Consider the following 19,621-nt stretch of genomic DNA (forward strand, 5'->3'; position numbering starts at 1 on the left):
AGACGCAGCGGCGACATACCGACGTTCAAGACGAAGAAGAGATGAAATCGATGAATGCCCGTACCTTGGCAGGCACATGCTTGCGTCCCGGATAGACCGCATAAATACCGATCTCAGGGAGTCTCCAATCTTCCAGAACCTCGACGAGACGTCCCTCGCGCAACGCTTCTCCGACCAAGGACGTTGCTGTCTGCACCAACCCCAGCCCCTGCTCCGCGGCAATCGTAAGGGGTAATCCGTAATTGGAGTTGAAGCGCCCGCTGACGGGAATGTCCAACTGCTTGCCACCTTTGCTGAAAGACCAGACGACCGGACCGCGAAAGTTGGTGTAATGCAGGCACTCATGTGTGAGCAGATCCTTGGGATGCGATGGCCGTCCAGAGCGTTCCAGGTAGGCCGGGGAGGCAACCACCAGCCGTCTGTCATCTGCAATGCGACGTGCAATCAGACGGGAGTCTTCTAGCTGGCCGATTCGAATAGCCAAGTCGAAGCCCTCTGCCACTAGATCAACGAAGCGATCATCGAAGTGGGCATCGAGCCGGATATCCGGATAACGCTGGAGAAATTCCGGAAGCCGCGGCGCCAAGTGTACGCGTCCATAGTTGACGGGAAGAGAAACGCGTATTTCACCTCTCGGCCCTGCCGTCTGCGCGCGAACCAGCTCATCTGCCTCGGCGATGGCTTCCAGAGCCGGAACAATGCTGGCGTGGTATGCCTCCCCCGCTGCCGTGAGGCGTACGGCGCGTGTGGAACGATTGAACAACCGCACACCCAGGCGAGTCTCCATGGCATCCAGGCGACGACTGACGGTCCCGGCACTGATCCCTAGATGATCCGCAGCCGCGGTCAGGCTACCCTTCTTCACGACGGTAGCCAGCGTATGTAGTTCGGCAAGAGTTGTATCTTTCATTTTTGCATTTTATGCAAAGGATACTTGCTCGTTCACCCGTTTTTTTGCGATTCATTCAATGTCAAAGTCTCCATGAACAAACCAAAGGAGACGACCCATGCGTGCCTACGAGCTGACAGGGAACGGTTTCGAAGCCCTTATCCCCATCAACCGCGAGGACACCTCCCCGGGACCAGGTGAAGTCAAGATCAAGACAGGCGTTGCCTCCATCAACTACCGGGACTACGCCCTGATCGAAGGCATTTATCAACCCGATCTAACCAAACCGTTCATCCCCCTCTCCGATGGAGCGGGGGCAGTCGTGGAAATCGGCGATGATGTCACCCATTTCGCTATTGGTGACCGAGTGCTGGGACACTATACGACTGGCTGGTTGGATGGCCCGTTCGTCTCGACGAACCATGCGACGAAGCTTGGTGGCCCTCTCGACGGCTGGCTCGCCGAGACAGTCATCTTGCCGGAGGCTGCCCTCCTACCTGTTCCAGACCACATGACACTGGCCGAGGCCGCCACTCTCCCCGTATCAGGTCTCACCGCCTGGACAGCACTGGACGAACCCAACGATCTGACCGGTAAGTGGGTGCTTATCGAAGGAACGGGAAGCGTCTCACTCTCAGCCTTGCAGATTGCCCACGCGGTTGGTGCCAAGACAGTTGTCATGAGCGGCAGGCAAGACCGCCATGAGACGCTTTACGAGCTTGGAGCCACCAAGATCATCGACTACCACACGACTGACGACATGGTGGGTGCTGTACTGAATGCCACAGGCAACCACGGCATTGACATGGCGGTGGAGGTACTGGGTGGCGAGCAATTGCTGCAGACGACAGCCATGATGGCCGACGAGGGAAGCATAGCGATCGTCGGCTTCCTGAAAGGATTCGACGTGCACGGCAATCTGATTGGCCCGCTGCTTGCCCGCCAACTCTCGCTTCGAGCCGTCAGCGTTGGCAGTCGGACTCAATTCGAGCGGTATCTAGAGTTTTTATCGCGCAACAGGATTCACCCTGTCGTAGGTACACACTTTCCATTCCAGGAGGCCGCCACTGCCATTCATGATCGAGGCAAGACGCCTAGCTTCGGCAAGCCCGTCATCATTTTCGACAACGAGTGAGCCAGGAAGATGGTTAGAAGCCCCCGACGCATCCCCTCGCCGGGGGCTTCTAGGTGCCACCCAGCGAAGGAACGGCATGAACCGTTAATCCGGCGACACAGGGCTACGCTAACACGGTAAGGCGGGTCGACCTGTGCGAGATTGTCGATAGCTCATGTAAGACATTGCCGACAACATGCCTCCCCGATGCCATTTCGGCTCAATTTCCTTTTTATACGGCATCAGATGGTGGCAACGACTGGTCGGGGCCGGACACCAACCAGGATCACCAGCGCCGCCAAAAGAAGCACGAAACCGCTTACGGTGAAAACACCGGTTGCGCCGCTCACGTCAAAGATCGCACCTCCAGCAGCCGCACCTGTGGCAATAGCAAATTGAATTGCCGCAACGAGCAGGCCACCCGCACTCTCGGCCTCATCAGGTACCGTACGGGTAAGCCAGGTGGACCAAGCCACGGGAATGGCCCCGAACGCCAGCCCCCAGAGAGCCACCATAACCGAGTCAACCAAAGGTGCGCCTCCGATACCGACAAGCCCCAAGCCAAGTATGCCCATTAATAGTGGCATCACGATCAGCGTCAGACGCATGCTCCGTTCAAGCATCAACCCACCGAGGAAAGTCCCCAGGAAGTTCGCGATACCGAAGCCCAGAAGGATGCCGGACACTCCACTCACACCGACTCCGGTCACGGTCTCGAGGAAGGGGCGGATGTAGGTGAAAAAGGCAAAGTGCCCTGTAAAGACCAAAGCGGCGGAGACCATGCCGAGCCCAACCCGTGGGCGCATCAACACCTCGACCAAGGTACGCAGACTCGTCAAACCACTAGGCGCCATCCGGGGAAGCGTCATGAATTGCACCACCAGCGCCACAAGACCCAGCACTGCCGCCATCAGGAAAACGTTGCGCCAGCCGACAATATCGCCGAAATAGCTGCCCAACGGGGCAGCGACGATCGTCGCCACTGAGACGCCGCTGAAGATCATCGACAGCGCGCGTGGCACCAGTGCTTCAGGCACGAGCCGCATCACTGTCGCTGCAGACATGGTCCAGAAACCGCCAAGCGCGAGACCTAGCAGGACGCGCCCGAATAGCAGGACCACTAGGTTGGGTGCGAAGGCGACCAAGAGGTTCGATGCAACCAACAGGGCCGAAAAGGCCAGTAGCACGAGGCGGCGGTCGATGTGACGCGTGACTGCCGTGATCAGCAGGCTCGTCACCAAGGCGACCGCTGCGGTCGCCGTCACGGCCTGGCCCGCCAGACCTTCCGTTATCCCCAGCGCCTCTGCCATTGGTGTCAGCAGGCTGGCTGGCAGGAACTCTGCCGTTACCAGTCCGAACACACCGAGTGTCATCGAGAAGACCGCGCCCCAGGCTGGCTCGGCCCGTTGTGTCCATTCGTTCATCAGCTTTTCCTATTCCCAGATGAAGTGTTGCTGCGGTACAGCAGAATAGGTTGGACGTTTCGGACGGTCTATGCTAAAAACTCTCGAATGTTTGATAATTCGTCCGTAAAAAGCCGTAAAGCGCCATACACCACCCTCCCGGATGACCTAGTGAGCGAGCTGCTCCTTGGGATGCGGTTAAGCGGCATTCGGTATCGCCGGATTCAGGTAGAACCTCCCTTCGGTATCGGCTTCGGTACCGTGGATGGGTGGGCGCAATTCCATTTCATTGCTCGCGGCCCGGTCTACCTGCGCAGCCCCGGGGGAATGCTGCACGCCCTCAATACAGGTGACGCCCTGCTATTGCCGCGGGGCGGTCCGCATGGCCTTCTTTCCGAGCCAGACCTGCCCAGCCGAGACATCGCCACGTTCGAGACAGCAACGCTCTGCAAGGCTGTCAGTTCGATCCGAGCCTGCCCGCAAGACAGCTGTCCAACGAGGCAAGCGTTGATCTTCAGCGGCTGCCTGGAATTCGATCTCGGGAGCATGCATCCACTCGTCGCACTGATGCCTGAAGTCATGCTCGTCAGCACGCTTCTGGAGCGACACCCGGAGATCATGCCAATGCTGGAGGCGATGGAACGCGAAGCACGCACGGAACGAGCGGGCTATGCCGGCATCTTGGCTCGGCTCGCTGATGTCGTCTCCGCCTTCATCGTACGCGGCTGGGTTGAGTGCGGCTGCGGCGATGCAACCGGCTGGGTAGAAGCATTGCGCGACCCGCGCCTGGGCCGCGTTATCGCTGCAATTCACCGTGACCCGGGCCGGCATTGGACAGTGGCTGAACTCGCCTCGGAAATGGGTAGCTCTCGCTCGGTGTTCGCCGAACGCTTCCTGGCGGTAACAGGCCTCACGCCCCACCGCTATGTGACAGAGCTGCGGATGCGTCTCGCGGCTCAATGGATAGGACGTGACCGGATGCCAATCGAAACCGTCGCGCAGTGTCTCGGCTACGGCTCACAAGCCGCCTTCAGCCGAGCCTTCAAGCGTATCACTGGGCAATCGCCTGGCGCCGTTCGCGCCATCGCCACCACTGAGAACCTTGCATCTGATGATGCACCGTTGTACTGATCGCTAGACGGACGTTGGTACTTGGGTTTGATGAATGCATCGCTCGATGTCTTGCGTGGTGGGAACGAACTCTTCCCTTACCATCAGAATCAACGCGCTGGCATTGAACCGATGATCATGGGCCGGATGGCAGTTCACCTGCCCATCCTCCTCCGCCACGTAAGCCATGAGAGTTCCCATGCCGGCTGCCATGAGTCGACAGGTCACCTCGGACCAGACGGCGTTCTCCAGCTTCACCGGATAACGCATGGCATGGTCGTCGCAGTGAGTGAACAGATTCTCCAAGATCTTTTCCGCTCCCGGCGCCACCAGGGAGCGAACCAACATTTCCGGATAGGCACGGATTGGACGCAGTGTAGTACTGGCACCTGCTAGCTCGATCCGCTGACGGCTATCCTCGTGGACACACTCAGCGACAGTATAAGGAATAGCGCTCTGGCACAGACCACGCAATTGCGTCAGTACGTCCAAGGTGATGCTATCGGACACCCGGCTATATTCATCCTGGGCCAGAACGATGATGGCCTTGGCCTGCTCCGGCGTAACGGCCTTCAATGCCTGAGGATCGGAAGGCTCGCCATGGTGATGAACCACACCCATCTCGCGCAGATTCTCGGGCAATCCATCGGGAAAGGCATCGGTGAGAATCTGCACGGGTGTATCTTCGAGCTGCTCGGTAGCTCGCAACTGCGCCACCAGCCGTTCAAAGTAGACAGCGGCGTTGTTGTTGGGACTGTTGATGATCAGCACATGGTCTTTCATCTGCCACCTCCAGCGGCCCTTGATCATGGATTCTTTGCGTTTGAGGCGGTAGTCGATGTAGTCGCTGGCCAACTGTGCCAGGAGGGTGATGCCAGCAACATAGAGCAACGCCACCGTGGCGGCACGGCCAAGTGGTGTAACGGCCGAATGATCACCGTAGCCTACCGTGGTCATGGTGGTCAGCGTCAGCCAGAGTGCATCCCCCCACCCCATGGCCTCGAGAACCACCATCGCGATGGTATGCAGGCCGGTGAGTACCAGCAGCCAATAGAAGGCACGGCGCAGGCGCGAACGCATGTTGATATCGAGCCGCTGGATGATCTGTTTGCTGGATTGGCGGCGGCGTAGTACGCGAAGAAGTCGCATCACGAACGCACCCGAGCAGGGTGCTGAAACTCCCATCAGATGACAAGGCAATCGGGTAGCTCAGGGCAAGAATGCTACCCCACTCTGTTGCCAGACACCAACCGCGCTAGCCCTGAGGTCTACTTCCGCTACACTGGAAGCCACCAAAGCGTACATGGTTTATTTTCAGTCGAGAATCAAAGGGAGCAGGTCATGTCACCCAAGCAAGAGCGCGACATCGAGAAGGGGTACTCAAAAGCCGACTTCGTAGCAAAGCTGAGACGCCTGGCGGACGCTATCGAGCAAGGGAAGCGCTTTGAGATACAAATCGCTGGTGAGCGCATCTATATCCCTGTCCGGGCTGAATTCACCGTCGAACACGAACGGTCCGACGATGAAGAGGAGATAGAATTTCAGATTAAGTGGAAAAGAAACTAAACGGATGCCGTCTCACTAAACAGACATATTCAACTTCAATTCACAAGAATCACCTGAATTGATGCGAGTATCGTGTTGCACGCTGTGTCTTGATGATGCCACATTCAGCTCAATCTCGGCCTGCGGGAAGTCGATCGCGAATCTCAGCAAGTCGATCGTTCAAGCTGAAAACCAATATGGCTCCTTCGCATATGACTCGCCAGATAATCAGGCCGAGTACCGTCCCGGCGAGCGCTAACAAGGCACGGCCAAGCCCTCCGCCATAGCTGGCGAAGGCTCCCATGAACCCCACGAGACCCGATATGGTAATCAAGACAATCCCGACCCAATAACCAATTCGAATCAGGCTAGGAGAAAGGAGTCGGTCAAAGTTAAGAAAATCTTTGAAATTCATAGCATTCCTTCGTATTTAGATGGTGACCCAGCAAGCTGGCGCATGCTCCCTGTCGCATCATCTTATTGGTTGGAAGCTATCCTATCCCATCACCCTCGGTGGTGAAATAGTATTCGGTGCTCGCTGCTCTCCCTGCTTCAAGCGGGAAGAGCAGCCGGCACTGTTGAAAGGAAGATGGACCTCCCCATTATCACGATAGTGAGCGCGTAAGGGTAGCCTGTGCAGAACCCCTGGCAAGCAACAGATTAACCGCTTATCGAGAGAACATGATTATAGCTCGCGACCCAGTATCACACGACAGATGTCGATGAAGTTGCGTGCCTCGGGAGGCTGCTGCCCCAGGTCCAGCGACAAGGCACGGCCCACGTCGGACGCCGAAATCACCCCTCGTATGCGTTGTTGGTGGTGCTGGTCGAGGTCGGTTATCAACAAGTGTTGATCGCCAAATGCCAGGAGAGCCTCGACCAAATCACCAACGGTCAGAGATCCCAAGTGTGCCAATGACAGCGTGTGAAGGTCTTGGCAAGGCGTCATTATCATCCCAACGGAGACTTCATCGCGGGGAATGTCATAGCGCTGCATGGCCTGAGTGATACGACGCCCGCCTAGAAGTTCCCGGGCGCTGATGATGCCGGTGCAAAGTCCTGCTGCATCTGCAACCAGCAACAGCCTCACCTTGTTACATTGCATGATGGTCTGTGCCAGGGAGGCAGGAGTCTCCATCGTTACCGTCTGTGCGCGGACAGTCGTGAAATCGGTCAATAGGGCCCGGGCAGGGCTATCCATATCAAGGAATGGAATCCCGGCGGGAGTGCTGATGGGAAGACGTTGGTCAGGGGTTTCAAGCGGTAGGGTCTTGTGTGCTGTAGCAGGCATGGTACACCTCGCGAACCTGAATCCGGTCGGAAGCTTACCGCCGGAATTGTGAGTGAGTCCCATGTGTGCCATGCCTACCTTAAGAGAACCTTAAGGTACTATCGCCTGCGTCTCGGCGGTTACAGGATATCCCGGAGAACTGACGGGAACAGCCAGTGAGATAACCACATCACTTCAGGCACCTGCTTGAACGAACGCAAATGAGCGAAATGTATGAGAACCTATTCTTCCAGGATCTCGTGAGGTTTATAAAAGACAAACACGCCGGCCTCGACCGTCTTGATGTATTCCGCAGCCCAATCAGGGGTAGTTTCCCGATGGTGAAAATATAGCGCTCCACCGGTTCGGTCTATTAGCTGTCCATTGAGAGCCTTTCGGGCGATATCCTTGGCAATTACGTAAGCCTCGTCCTCTTCCGCAATATCCGAACGACCATCGCACCACCATGAGAACTGGCAGGCCCCCTGCTCGGAGCCCTGCATGACGACTTCACAAGTCGTATCAGGAAAGTCTTCATGCCCTAGCCGATTCATGACGACATTGGCAACGGCCTCCATCTCGGCAGCCTCTTCACCCCTGGCTTCCCAGTAAATGGTACGTGACAGGCAGGTGATTGCATCGTCCAGGGGGTCTTCACCCTTCGGATCGACGGCTTGCGCCTCAGGCTTGGTAATGATCTCGGTTGGAGAAGGGAGTACCTCATCAACTACATTTTGCTCCAACTCTTCCGCCTTGGTCTCAGCAGTTTCCTCCTTCTGCTCCTGTTCAGCCGCCATCGCCTGGCCCATGGAAAGAATGGCTACAAGGCTGGCTACCATCCAAAACTGGTGCATGGTCGAACCTCTGGATGAACCAAACCTGGCTCTACGCCAGTATGATAGGTTCGACGGAGAATTTCCGTCGAATGAGAGAAGTCAGCTTCTCCGCTTTTAGGCGATGGTTGAAGCGAACCAGTGGATGATCTCCACTTGGATGAACCGGTGTTTTTCAGTATAGCTGGAGACTATCAGACCTGCCCCACGCTTCCAGCCAAAGCCCTATAGTGACGAATGAGATCTCCAGGAAACACTGATTTAGTCGTGATTAATAAATAATGAAAATCATGCAAAGGACTGACTTTATCAGGATAAAAACAGGAAAAACATACTAATAAAGCAAATACCATCAGGATGAATTTTAGTTTTCTTGGCAACGAGAGAAATCGAAAGCTGTCCGGCGTTGTGCAATTCATTAATGATGAACTGCTCGGTATGACTCGCCAATGTCCTCTATTTCGACAGTGTCGTGGCTGCGTCCTATGATTCCGAATCTGGCTAGTTTTTCCTATTCGCGGGTATACACTGCAAACACGCAGCCGAGGGAAAACACCATGCTGGCTCCCAAACTCTATCACGGTTGCTCAGTATCAATATCGAAGCAAAAGCGCTGATAGCCGACTTCCAATAAACGCGCATCAACCGTAAGCTGCTTTTCTCTTTCGCGCATCTGCGAGGGTATCCCCATGTCACCAGTCGATGCACTACGCCTGATCCTACTGTCCACGCTGTGGGGGATGTCGTTCATCTTCATGCGGGTCGCCGTTCCCGAGTTCGGCCCCATCCCCCTGATTTTGGTGCGTATGGGCGTAGGTTCTCTACTGCTGATTCCACTGCTGCTCAGCCTGCGCTATCTCAAGCTGGTGTGGGAAAACAAAGGCGGCCTGTTGTTGCTGGGTCTGACCAACCACGTGCTGCCCTTCACTCTGCTGGCCTTGGCCACGACACGCCTTGAAGCAGGGTTCACGTCCTTGATCAACGCCACTACACCCATTTTCACCGCGCTACTGGGTGCCATGTTCTTCACCACTCCAGTGCAGCGTCAGCAGTATGTAGGCTTGGCGATGGCTTTCTTTGGGGTGTATGTGCTCTCGGCCAACCGACTGGACTTTACTTTAGGTGGCGATGGCTGGTTCATTCTCGCCGCACTAGGCGCCACCTTCTGCTATGGTGTCGCCACCAACTATTCCAAGACCCACCTGTCACACCTTCCCATACGGGTGCTGGCAGCGGGCAGCACCGCCATGTCCGCTTTGATCCTGCTGCTTCCTGGCTTGCTACTGTGGCCTTCCGAACCCATCAGCGGCCTGGCCTGGTCCAATGGCCTGGCATTGGCGGTGCTCAGTACCACCGTCGCCTTCCTTCTGTATTTCACCTTGATCTCCAGTGCCGGGGCAACTGCCACGTCCACAGTCACCTTCCTGGTACCGGTGAGTGCGCTGATCTGGGGCTACTTGCTGCTGGGAGAGGTGCTAAGCCTGCAGGTTCTGATTGGTATGACAATCACCCTGGTCGGGACGGCTATCGCCACCGGGATCCTGCGCCTGCGCCGGCAATCTTCAAGCCCTCAGTCATGAAAAACGGCAGTGTCGTCATCGACACTGCCGCTCAGTATTGCTTGCCGCAAGCCCCCTATCGGGCTTGATCGATCAGAAGTTCGCTTTACGCTTCTCAAGGAAAGCACTCATCCCCTCATGTTGCTCCTCACCGGCGAAGCCCAGTGCAAACAAGCTGGTTTCCAGTGCCAGAGCACTGTCAAGGTCTTGATTCTGGCCATAGTGGATAGCCTGCTTGGCGGCACGCACGGCGTTGGGACCATTACCGGCGAGCTGCTGAGTAAGCTCCTCGGCCACCGACTCCAGCTCGGCTTGTGGCACCACGCGGTTGACCAGCCCGATACGCAAGGCCTCATTGGCGTCAATCTTGCGACCGGTGGTGATCAGATCGAGTGCCATGGCGGGACCAATACGGCGCGGTAGGCGCTGGGTGCCACCAAAGCCGGGAATCACACCTAGCCCGACTTCTGGCTGGCCGAAAATGGCGTTGTCGCTGGCCACGGCCCAGTCGCAGGCCAAGGCCAGTTCGCAGCCACCACCCAGACAGAAGCCGTTGACCAGTGCCACCACCGGTACCGGCAGGCGCTCCAGACGCTTGATGGTGGCCAAGGCCTGGCTGGCGAACTGGTGAGCCTGTTCCGGCGTCTTGTCGCGCATCTCGGCGATATCGGCACCGGCGACGAAGGACTTCTCGCCAGCACCGGTGATCAATACTGCACGTAGGTCGCTACGCCCTTCCAGTTCGGCCAACACCGCATCCAATTCGATTAACAGGCCGCTATTCAATGCATTGAGTGCCTTGGGGCGGTTCAGCGTCAGGCGCATGACACCAGCACTGCCCCGAGTTTCAATCAGCTTGTCGCTCATGATGACTCCTTGTGAGTGGGAACGAACTGTCCTGACACAACCTACCGATCGCTTGGTTGGGCGACAATCCCCTCTTTGGTCATGTTGTCCGAATAGCATGACCCTCGTGGGAGCGCAGATCTTCTGCGCGATCCGGCCGCCAGGCCGGCTTTTGCGACTCCTTCATCGCGCAGCGAAGCTGCGCTTGTATGTTTGAACTGAAGGGCAAGGCTCAGAACTCGGAGTGCAGCCTATTCGTAGATATGAAAGCCGCGCCCACTCTTTCGACCGAGATAGCCAGCATCCACCATGCGCTTGAGCAACGGACAGGGGCGGTACTTGGGATCGCCGAAGCCATCCTGTAGTACTTCCATGATCGACAGGCATACGTCCAGGCCAATCAAGTCGGCTAGCGCCAGAGGGCCCATGGGGTGAGCAGCGCCGAGTTTTATCGCCTGGTCGATGTCCTCGGCACTGGCAACCCCTTCCTGGAGCAGGAAGGCCGCTTCATTGATCATCGGCACCAGCAAGCGGTTGACGGCAAAGCCCGGGGAATCGGCGATGGCCACAGCGGTCTTGCCCAGTTCCCCAGCCAGCGCTTCGACCTTCACCACGGTAGCGTCCGACGTTTGTTCGGCGCGGATCACCTCGACCAGATTCAGAACTGGCACCGGGTTGAAGAAGTGCATGCCCACCACCCGCTCGGGGTGTTCGCTGACGGCGGCCAGTCGGGTCAAGGATAGGGAGGAGGTATTCGAGGCGAGGATGACGTCCTGATTCAGCGCAGAAAGGTCTCGAAACAGCTTTTCCTTGAGCTCCGACTGTTCGGGCGCCGCTTCGATGATGACTTCGCACTCGGACAACGCTTCCAACGAGGTGGTCTTGTCGAGTCGCGTCAAGGCCGAGCTTCGCTCTTCCTCGCTGAGCTTATCCTTCTCGACCAGACGTGAGAGTCCCTGGTCGATCTTACCCTCGGCACGTTCGAGTTGAGTCTCGGCCACGTCATACAGCTTGACCTGACGGCCACTGGTCAGTAGTACCTGGGCAATACCCTGCCCCATGGTACCAGCGCCAACCACACCGATTGCCTGCTTGTCCATCGCATTCCTCCCATATCCGTGAGTCTCGAAAAGCGTTGAACATAAGGTGCACTGGCCAAACGCCGGCGTCCAGTGCAAGCAGCCAAGCCGTCAGCTTCTGTTCGCCTGATACGCCTCGGTACGCGGCTCTTCGTCTTCGGCATGGGCTTGCTCGGGTCCGCCATTCTCGACCGTGCCATTTCCAACGTAGTAGTCGACATGAGGCTGATCCTCGCGTGGCGGACCAACCACTGGTTCGGCCACTTCCACATCGGGTACTACATCGGAAAGATCCTCGACATACTCGTGCTCGATGGCACCCTGCACCAGTTCCTCGGTCACGTTGAGTTCGGCACCCACCATCGTCTGGGGAGGATTGGCCACGAAGGGCGCCACGGGAATCGGTGCTGGCCGCACGCTACGACGCCAGAAGAAGAACGCCACCAGGATCACCCCCAGCGCACCCATCGACCAGAACAGGCCTCCGTCTCCCACGGCAGTCATTACTGGAGTGATCATCGGCGGACTAAGGGTCGAACCAATGGCATTGATCAGAAGCAATCCTTGGCTCATGCGCACCAAGGCCCCAGCAGGAGCTCGGTCGGCAGCATGGCTGACTGCCACCGGGTAGAGGGCAAAAGCACCACCACCAAGGAAGAACAGTAGCCCGGCTAGCAACCAAGGCGAAGCTGGCAGGAACAACATGGCCAGCGAGATCGCGGTGGTAAATGCACCGATCACGATCAACACTATCTGCCGGTCCTGCTTGTCCGACCAGCGTCCGATCGGGTACTGCAACAGCATGCCGCCCAGCACTACCACTGCCATCATCCGGCCGACTTCGGCTACCGAAAGCCCAGTGCGCTGCAGATACAGCGGCAACAGCGTGTAGATAGCCGCCACCGCCAGCCCAGAACCGAAACACCCCATCACCCCAGTAGGGGTTATCATGATCAGGCGGTGCGGCGGCAGTGGCTCGGCATGTTCGATCAGCGGCGACACCCGCGGGATCATCGCCATTGGCAGCACCGATAGCGACGCCAGCAACCCAATCACCATGAATGGGGTTGTCTCACCGGCGGCATCGGTCACCCCTAACAACAACTGCCCCAGCACGCCGGCAGCATATAGCGAGATCATGTACAGCGCCAGCAGGCGCCCGCGCACCTTGGTCTCCGATGACGTCAGCAGCCAACTCTCGATGACCAGATACACGCCCACCGTGGCCCAGCCACCAATCAGGCGCAGCACGAACCACGACCAAGGATTCAGCCACAGTCCCTGAAGCAGCACGGTGACCGCCACTAGTGAGGCAAAGCAACCATAAGCGCGGATATGGCCAATCCGAAGCAATAACCGGTCATTCAACATCGCCCCGAGTGCCAGGCCGATGAAATAGGCCGACGATACCCAGCCGATAACCAATGCGGACTCGCCCGCCGCATCGAGACGCAGGGTAATCAGGGTGGCCAGGAAGCCATTGCCGATGCCGAGAATGAACAATCCCAGAAGGGGGGCCAGCGCCATGGCCAACAACTGCCGTGACATGAGCGGATGCCTCACGCGGATAGATTTTGGACGAGAAAGCGACGCCATGACGCCGGGAGAATAACCAGAAAATCGCGCGGCGAATATAAGCCCAGACTAGACGTTTGCCAAACGATTTCGCCACCTAAGACAGGGATTTTTTCTTCGATAACCCATGCTTATCGAGCGGCGCTCAAAAGTGCTTGCGCAACAGCACCACGTCGTTCGCAGGAAACTCGACACTCATGTCGAGGTGCTCGCCGAGCCAGAGGAAGGTAACTTCGCTGAAGAAACACACATGGGTCGGGTCGTGGGTATAGCGCCAGTTCGCGAAGGCTTGCGGCGAGATCACGCGTTGGGTCATCAGTCCCAACCAGCCACCGGGGCGCAGCAAACTGGCAAGCCGCTCGAGCTCGTGCCCGGGAGCGAATAGGTGCTCGACCACTTCGGTGGCAGTGATGAAGTCGTATTTCCCCTCGAGAACTTCCTTGCCTGGTGCATAGAAGGGGTCATAGATGGCCATCGGGTAGCCCGCCTCCTCGAACATCACCGACAGGGTCGGCCCCGGTCCGGCACCGAAGTCCAGCCCACGCGCCCCCGGCGCCAAACGCTCGCACAACGGCTCGAACAACCGCCCCAGGAAACGCCGGTAGCCGCGATCGCCGGGCGAGTTTTCGTGCAGATCGTAGACTGCCCGTTCGTCTTCAGAGCCCAGGCGCTGGTCCAGTGATACGAATACCAAAGCGCAAGTGTTGCACTGCCAGTAGTCGCGCTGCATACCGCGATGATAGTGAACGGGCCCGCGAGCACCACATAACGGACAGGACAGCGACTGACTCATCAGCGTATGCTCTTGGTAGAAAACGATATTCCGCCAAGCCTAGTGACTCTGGGTGGAAACTGCATCTGCAAGGGAGAACGCCATGCTGTCAGGCCTCGACCACTTGGTCGTCACCGTCACCGATATACCACGTGCCGTAGACTTCTATACTCGTGTGCTTGGCCTGGAGACCCGTTATCGCGATGCCGAGCGCGTCGACTTGATGCTCGACGGCCTCGCGTTACGCTTGCACCAGGCCGATACTCCCGTCAGTCCAAAAGCCACCACTCCCACGCCGGGAAGCCTCGATCTGTGTTTCCGCAGCGTGCTACCCCTGGAAGAGATCCAGCGCCACCTGGAGGCGCTGGCTGTGTCTGTGGAACTCGGCCCGGTCACCCGCGAAGGTGCCTTGGGCCCTATTGAATCACTGTATCTCCGCGACCCGGATGGCAACCTGCTGGAGATCTGTCGTCCGACCCGATGATGGCATCGACGCGCCAGGCGGTTATCATGTGGCCCGAATCGTAACCTTCAGGGACGAGACCTGCCATGAACGACAATACATCTCCTCAGGCCAGCGCCCATGAATCCGAACAGACCAAGGGTCCCGATACCACCATGGCGATGGTGGTCTACGCTCTCTATCTGGCCAGCATGATCGTCGGTTTAACGGCACTGGTTGGCATCGTCATCGCCTATGTCTACCGTGGCAAGGGGCCGGAGTGGCTCGATGAGCACTACCGCTACCAGATCCGCACTTTCTGGATCGGCATGCTCTATGGCCTGGTTTGCGTGGTGTTGGCACTCATCGGCATCGGCTTTCTATTGATGATCATCCTGGCCGTGTGGTTGATCGTCCGTTGTGTCAAGGGTTTCAAGGGTCTGCAGGAAAAGCAAGCGCCTGCCAACGTGGATACCTGGCTGGTTTGATCGTTCATGAATCGTCGCTATATCTTCTCCCCCTCATCATGGCAAGCTAGTGCTATCGCTGGGCTATGGCGCGCCCTGGCTGGCCGGCGTTTGCCGACCTTGTGGCGGATGGCCCGCTTGGGTGGCCCACTGGTGTACCGTTTCAGTCGTCGTGAACGCCAAGTCACCGAGATCAATCTGGCCGAGGTATTCCCCGAACGACCGGCGACCGAGCGCCGCCAATTGGCACGTGAAAGCCTGGTCCACTCCACCGCCACTATGCTTGAACTGGGCTTCGCCTGGATGGCCGCGCCCTCACGGGTGGAAGCGTCGATTCAGGAGGTCCACGGTCGTGAACTGCTCGACGAAGCCCGTGCCGAAGGCCGTGGCGTGATCGTGCTGGCACCCCACTTCGGTAACTGGGAAGTGCTGAATTTCTGGCTTTCCAGCCACTTTCCGTTCACCGCCATGTACGAGCCACCCAAGATCGACGCCTTGGACCCAGTGACCCGCCAAGGCCGTGAGCGCATGGGAGCCAGTCTGGTACCCACCAATTCTCGTGGGGTTGCTGCCCTGCTCAAGGCTTTGAAACGCAGCGAAGCGATCGGCATTCTCCCCGACCAGGAACCCGATTGGGGCAGTGGCGTGTTCGCGCCCTTCTATTCGCGTGACGCCTACACCGCCACCCTGCTACCCAAGTTGGTGGCACGCACTCAGGCTCGGGTAGTCACGGGTGTGGCTCGACGGCTCAATACCGGCCAAGGGTTCGCGATTCACTTTCTGCCCGCAGACGAGCGGGTCTACGACACTGACGAAATGCAATCCGCCACCGGCGTCAACGCCAGTGTGGAAGCCGCTATCGCCCTCGATCCCGTCCAGTACCAGTGGGAATACAAGCGCTATCGCAAGGTTCCCGAGGAACTCGCCGGGCATCCCCACTACAAGCGTTTCCGGCTGTATTGACCGTACAGCGTCCCTGCCGGGTGGATCACACCCGGCCGTATTGGTCGTCGAGTCGCACGATATCGTCCTCACCCAGATAGGTACCCGACTGCACCTCGATCAACTCCAAGGCTATCCGTCCAGGATTCTCCAGCACATGCTCCTGCCCCACCGGGATGTATGTGGAACGATTCTCGCCGATCAGGAAGGTCTTGCCGCCGACACTCACCTGCGCGGTCCCTCTGACCACCACCCAATGCTCGGCACGGTGGTGGTGAAGTTGCCGCGACAACCTGGCCCCAGGCTCCACGTGAATCCGCTTGACTTGGTAGCGTGAACCGATGTCGATGCGTTGGTAATACCCCCAGGGGCGGTGCACGCGAGGATGTTCGACCCCTTCACGACGACCTTCCACCAGCAGTCGCTCAACGAGGGTCTTGATGTCTTGTACCCGATCGCGCCTGGCTACCAGAAGTGCATCCTGGGTCTCGACGATGACCAGATCCTCGACCCCCAGCGTTGCCACCAGACGCGAGTCGGCATGAATCAGGCTGTTGCGGGTATCCTCCGCGACCACGTCCCCCCATGCGGCATTGCCCTGCGCATCATGTGCTTGATGCTCCCATAACGCTGACCAGGAGCCGATATCGCTCCAACCGGCCTCGAGCGAGACCATGGCGGCATCGTCAGTCTCCTCCATCACTGCGTAGTCGATGGAGTTCGCGGGGCAGGCAAGGAAGGCGTCGGTATCGAGACGCAAGAAATCGAGATCGCTCTGGGCTCCGGCGACCGCTGCACGACAGGCATCCAACATCTCCGGCTGGAGTCGCTCCAGGGCGTTGAGATAGCGCGAAGCGCGAAACAGGAACATGCCGCTGTTCCATAGAAATTCGCCACTATCGAGATAGGTTTGAGCCGTGTCGGCATCGGGCTTCTCGACGAAACGCCGCACGCGGTGGCCATCTCCTCCACCCAACAATTCGCCGCGTTGCAGATAGCCGTAGCCGGTTTCAGCATGCCTCGGCACCACCCCAAAGGTCACTAACCAGCCCTGTTCCGCAAACTTCACAGCGCGACCGACACTGGCTCGGAAGGCCTCGTCATCATGAAGCAGATGGTCGGCGGGTAATACCAGCAGCAGCGGATCATCTTCCCGACGGCTTGCCACCAGTGCCGCCACAGCGATCGCCGGCGCGGTATTGCGGCCCTCGGGTTCGAGCACCAAGGTAGCGTCTTCGATGCCTTGCTCGCGCAGTTGCTCAGCCACCAGGAAACGATGCTCCTGATGAGCAACGATGATAGGCGGAGCCTTGTTCAGCCCTTCCAGCCGAGCCAAAGTCTGCTGCAGCATGGTGGTCTCACCGGCCACGGCCAGGAACTGCTTGGGGCGGTGCTGGCGCGACAGCGGCCATAACCGCGTGCCGTTGCCACCAGCCAGAATGACGGGAATCAACACATTTCCCTCCCTCGTTCCTCACTCGATGCAAGACGCGTCAACGTACCAGCGTCAGGTCGAATACCACTTTTACCTCATGCTCCACGGTGTCATCGGAACGCCAGGCTGCCTGGCCGACGTCGTAGTCGGTTCGGTCCAGTTCCAGCGAGCCCTGGACGTGAATGCGGGACTCCGCCTGCTCGATTTCCATCGGCACCACGACCTCACGCGTCGTATCAAGCACGCTCAGTTCGCCCTCGATACTCATCTTGCCCTCGCTAGGGCCAAGAATCTCGGTGCTGCGAAAGACGATCTCGGGATACCTCTCGACCTTGAACCACTTGCGGCCATGCAGCATGGCGTCGATCGTGGCATCTCCGGTGGTGATACTGGCAGCATCCACGATTACCACCACGCTGCTGGCAGATGGATTCTTCAGGTTCAGATCGACATTGGCATCGAAGTGCCCCACCTCGGCCACCGCTTTGCGGTCCTCGGCAACGCCTACCAATTCGATCTTGCTGGACTCACCCTCGAGTTTCCAAGTGGGCGTCGTAGCCCCCTTCGCCGACAAAGCCACACCCAACAGCAGGATGCTCATCAGATATCCGGATGGCTCAAGGAGCGGTTTGATGCGATGTGCCATGTTGGTCTCCGTTCGGCGAGGCTGAAAACGTACGCAGCTTAGAGGCTCCACTGAAATCCTCATGAAGCCAGTGTCTCAGACGGTCCATACCTGGAGGATCGCTCATCGGCATTGGCACGGCTCCGGGTTCGAAGCCACGAGCCAGAAACGGCTCGAGCAAATCGGTATCACCACTGATGATATGTACCGGTACGCCGGTACCGACATCATCACCCGTAATCAGAGAAGCCGGCTGGTGATCGCCCAGCACGATCAACAGGGTTCGATCGTCGACGAATTCCGCCGCCCAGCTCAAGGTTGCATTCACAGCGTAGTCCACCGACAAGGCGAAATGCTGGCGTACCCGTTCCTGGTCTTGCCACAAGACTCCCGGCGCTTCTCCGGCATCCTTCCAGCGCATGAAGACACTGCCATCGCCCACGTCGTCCCAGTTTTCCAACACAGGAAGAATCGGTGTCCAAGGCGCGTGACTGCTGATCAGTGCAATCTGAGCGAATATCGGCTCATCGAGCCTTGCTCGAATCCGTTGCTGGAAATGATACAGCGTGAATTGATCGGGCATGGTCACCCAGTGCAGCGCCGGACCGGCATACTCGATATCGGCAGCGGCATGGATCTGATCGAACCCATAGGCCTGCCCCTCCGGCCAAGGCATGTTGATCGCCGGCATCACCGCCAGTGTGACATGGCCGGTAGCGCGGAAGTCATCGATCAGGGTCGCACGGCGGCTATCGAGCAATAGCCGATACCAGAGCTGATTATCGATCCAGCGCCCACTCAGAGCCGTGGCATGCGCAAGCCACGATTGCCCCCCTCGAATCGGCGAGGCCAGGGTGCTTGAAGCCATCTCCAAGCCAACCTCCTCCAAACGCTTTTCCAGTGCTTTCAGTCGTGGCACCACTATTTCGGCATAACGTTCATTCTCGATAGTTGAGATACCATATGATTCAATGAACATTATGATCACATCCTTGTCACTTAGAGCAGGCAAGGCTTGCACCGGATAAGGCGTGGCCTGCAGGCTGGCGATGAAGGTTTGGCGAGCACGATGCGTATCCAACATCTGTTGGCTCTGAGATGCCAAGGTGTCTATCACCGGTGTCCGTGCGATGCCAACCAGTCGTCGGTCGCTAGCTTCCGCAACTAACAGCACGATACTGATCAGTAGTACCCCGCTGATGGCAATTCCTGTCGGCGAGCGTGAGCTAAGACGTGGCAAACGCTGCAACAATTTTGCCAGCATGACTGCTAAGCCCAGCAACAGAAGCACCGTCACGATACAGACCAGCAACGCCAGCAGAGAGCCGAGATTGCCTTCCAGCAAGTGATGGACCGACAGCAACAATGGCATATCGAGGTACAGATTCAATGAACGCCCGAGTACGAGTTGTGTAGCGGCATCACCGAACCCGGCCAGCAAGGCCAGCATGATCATGACGACGACACTCCAGCAAAGTGCCCGATGCCATCGCCAGGTAGGCAACAGTGCAAGACTAGCCGCGATCAACCAAGCTTCGAGAGCGACCCAACGCGGTGCCAGTTCTCCAAACCGAAGCCATATCGGAACCAGCAGTACGACATTGAAGACAACGGTGAGTAACAGCCACCGAACTACCGGGAGAGAAAACATTGATAAGGATATCCAGATTGCTTGAACCACCTTTCGAGTATTGTATAGCCCTTGTAGCGTTTTA

The 19,621-nt window shown here is 57.9% G+C and carries 20 protein-coding genes; 7 read left to right on the forward strand and 13 right to left on the reverse strand.

The window, feature by feature from the left end:
* Positions 1 to 25: 25 nt before the first annotated feature.
* Positions 26 to 910 carry a LysR family transcriptional regulator gene (locus L861_RS08200; RefSeq protein ID WP_016416590.1) on the reverse strand — a complete coding sequence of 295 codons (885 nt, stop codon included), beginning with the start codon at positions 908 to 910 and terminating at the stop codon, positions 26 to 28.
* A 97-nt stretch (positions 911 to 1,007) separates the two neighbouring features.
* On the opposite strand from L861_RS08200, the gene L861_RS08205 reads away from it, so the two are divergent.
* Positions 1,008 to 2,024: a zinc-dependent alcohol dehydrogenase family protein gene (locus tag L861_RS08205; RefSeq protein ID WP_016416591.1), complete on the forward strand. Its 1,017-nt coding sequence runs from the start codon at positions 1,008 to 1,010 to the stop codon at positions 2,022 to 2,024.
* A gap of 221 nt (positions 2,025 to 2,245) precedes the next feature.
* Here the strand turns inward: L861_RS08205 and L861_RS08210 are convergent, their stop codons facing one another.
* Positions 2,246 to 3,427: an MFS transporter gene (locus L861_RS08210; RefSeq protein WP_016416592.1), complete on the reverse strand. Its 1,182-nt coding sequence runs from the start codon at positions 3,425 to 3,427 to the stop codon at positions 2,246 to 2,248.
* 150 nt (positions 3,428 to 3,577) lie between these two features.
* Between L861_RS08210 and L861_RS08215 the strand changes: the two genes are divergently transcribed.
* Positions 3,578 to 4,537: an AraC family transcriptional regulator gene (locus L861_RS08215; RefSeq protein WP_330217774.1), complete on the forward strand. Its 960-nt coding sequence runs from the start codon at positions 3,578 to 3,580 to the stop codon at positions 4,535 to 4,537.
* Positions 4,538 to 4,540: 3 nt separating this feature from the next.
* On the opposite strand, the gene L861_RS08220 is transcribed toward L861_RS08215, so the two are convergent.
* Entirely contained in the window at positions 4,541 to 5,665 is a 1,125-nt protein-coding gene (locus tag L861_RS08220; RefSeq protein WP_016416594.1) for an ion channel, read from the reverse strand.
* Between the two features lie 192 nt (positions 5,666 to 5,857).
* On the opposite strand from L861_RS08220, the gene L861_RS08225 reads away from it, so the two are divergent.
* Positions 5,858 to 6,082: an amphi-Trp domain-containing protein gene (locus L861_RS08225; protein WP_016416595.1), complete on the forward strand. Its 225-nt coding sequence runs from the start codon at positions 5,858 to 5,860 to the stop codon at positions 6,080 to 6,082.
* Positions 6,083 to 6,191: 109 nt separating this feature from the next.
* On the opposite strand, the gene L861_RS08230 is transcribed toward L861_RS08225, so the two are convergent.
* The 3 genes from L861_RS08230 to L861_RS08240 all read right to left on the reverse strand — a co-directional run bounded on the left by L861_RS08230 (position 6,192) and on the right by L861_RS08240 (position 8,185).
* Positions 6,192 to 6,476 (reverse strand): DUF4282 domain-containing protein, encoded by a 285-nt coding sequence (locus L861_RS08230; RefSeq protein ID WP_016416596.1) that lies wholly within the window; start codon positions 6,474 to 6,476, stop codon positions 6,192 to 6,194.
* Between the two features lie 270 nt (positions 6,477 to 6,746).
* On the reverse strand, positions 6,747 to 7,352 hold the full coding sequence (locus L861_RS08235; protein ID WP_027947530.1) for a CBS domain-containing protein: 606 nt from the start codon (positions 7,350 to 7,352) through the stop codon (positions 6,747 to 6,749).
* Positions 7,353 to 7,573: 221 nt separating this feature from the next.
* The gene (locus L861_RS08240) at positions 7,574 to 8,185 is read right to left on the reverse strand and encodes a cell wall hydrolase (RefSeq protein WP_016416598.1); all 612 of its coding nucleotides are present in this window, start codon (positions 8,183 to 8,185) and stop codon (positions 7,574 to 7,576) included.
* 668 nt (positions 8,186 to 8,853) lie between these two features.
* Here L861_RS08240 and L861_RS08245 point away from each other — a divergent pair.
* Positions 8,854 to 9,744, forward strand: coding sequence for a DMT family transporter (locus L861_RS08245; RefSeq protein ID WP_016416599.1), 891 nt, complete (start codon positions 8,854 to 8,856; stop codon positions 9,742 to 9,744).
* A 72-nt stretch (positions 9,745 to 9,816) separates the two neighbouring features.
* Here L861_RS08245 and L861_RS08250 read toward each other — a convergent pair whose 3' ends face one another.
* The 4 genes from L861_RS08250 to L861_RS08265 form a co-directional block, all read right to left on the reverse strand.
* Complete coding sequence (locus L861_RS08250) at positions 9,817 to 10,590, reverse strand: enoyl-CoA hydratase-related protein (protein ID WP_016416600.1); 774 nt, start codon at positions 10,588 to 10,590, stop codon at positions 9,817 to 9,819.
* Positions 10,591 to 10,820: 230 nt separating this feature from the next.
* Positions 10,821 to 11,669 (reverse strand): 3-hydroxybutyryl-CoA dehydrogenase, encoded by an 849-nt coding sequence (locus L861_RS08255; protein WP_016416601.1) that lies wholly within the window; start codon positions 11,667 to 11,669, stop codon positions 10,821 to 10,823.
* A gap of 90 nt (positions 11,670 to 11,759) precedes the next feature.
* Positions 11,760 to 13,196: an MFS transporter gene (locus L861_RS08260; protein ID WP_016416602.1), complete on the reverse strand. Its 1,437-nt coding sequence runs from the start codon at positions 13,194 to 13,196 to the stop codon at positions 11,760 to 11,762.
* A gap of 172 nt (positions 13,197 to 13,368) precedes the next feature.
* Positions 13,369 to 14,016 carry a class I SAM-dependent methyltransferase gene (locus L861_RS08265; protein ID WP_016416603.1) on the reverse strand — a complete coding sequence of 216 codons (648 nt, stop codon included), beginning with the start codon at positions 14,014 to 14,016 and terminating at the stop codon, positions 13,369 to 13,371.
* An 82-nt stretch (positions 14,017 to 14,098) separates the two neighbouring features.
* Here L861_RS08265 and L861_RS08270 point away from each other — a divergent pair, with 82 nt between their 5' ends.
* From L861_RS08270 to L861_RS08280, 3 genes are all read left to right on the forward strand, one after another.
* Positions 14,099 to 14,479, forward strand: coding sequence for a VOC family protein (locus L861_RS08270; protein WP_016416604.1), 381 nt, complete (start codon positions 14,099 to 14,101; stop codon positions 14,477 to 14,479).
* A gap of 65 nt (positions 14,480 to 14,544) precedes the next feature.
* Positions 14,545 to 14,925, forward strand: coding sequence for a DUF4870 family protein (locus tag L861_RS08275; protein WP_016416605.1), 381 nt, complete (start codon positions 14,545 to 14,547; stop codon positions 14,923 to 14,925).
* Between the two features lie 6 nt (positions 14,926 to 14,931).
* The gene (locus L861_RS08280) at positions 14,932 to 15,867 is read left to right on the forward strand and encodes a lysophospholipid acyltransferase family protein (protein WP_016416606.1); all 936 of its coding nucleotides are present in this window, start codon (positions 14,932 to 14,934) and stop codon (positions 15,865 to 15,867) included.
* Between the two features lie 25 nt (positions 15,868 to 15,892).
* Here L861_RS08280 and L861_RS08285 read toward each other — a convergent pair whose 3' ends face one another.
* From L861_RS08285 to L861_RS08295, 3 genes are read right to left on the reverse strand one after another with little or no spacing between them, the layout of a single operon-like run.
* Positions 15,893 to 17,302 carry a mannose-1-phosphate guanylyltransferase/mannose-6-phosphate isomerase gene (locus L861_RS08285; protein WP_016416607.1) on the reverse strand — a complete coding sequence of 470 codons (1,410 nt, stop codon included), beginning with the start codon at positions 17,300 to 17,302 and terminating at the stop codon, positions 15,893 to 15,895.
* 37 nt (positions 17,303 to 17,339) lie between these two features.
* Positions 17,340 to 17,927 carry a YceI family protein gene (locus tag L861_RS08290; protein WP_016416608.1) on the reverse strand — a complete coding sequence of 196 codons (588 nt, stop codon included), beginning with the start codon at positions 17,925 to 17,927 and terminating at the stop codon, positions 17,340 to 17,342.
* The gene (locus L861_RS08295; protein WP_016416609.1) at positions 17,899 to 19,557 is read right to left on the reverse strand and encodes a sulfatase-like hydrolase/transferase; all 1,659 of its coding nucleotides are present in this window, start codon (positions 19,555 to 19,557) and stop codon (positions 17,899 to 17,901) included. Before L861_RS08295 ends, L861_RS08290 begins: the two co-directional genes overlap by 29 nt.
* Positions 19,558 to 19,621: the final 64 nt, after the last annotated feature.

The sequence above is a fragment of the Litchfieldella anticariensis FP35 = DSM 16096 genome, from assembly GCF_000409775.1.
Taxonomy (GTDB): Bacteria; Pseudomonadota; Gammaproteobacteria; order Pseudomonadales; family Halomonadaceae; genus Litchfieldella; species Litchfieldella anticariensis.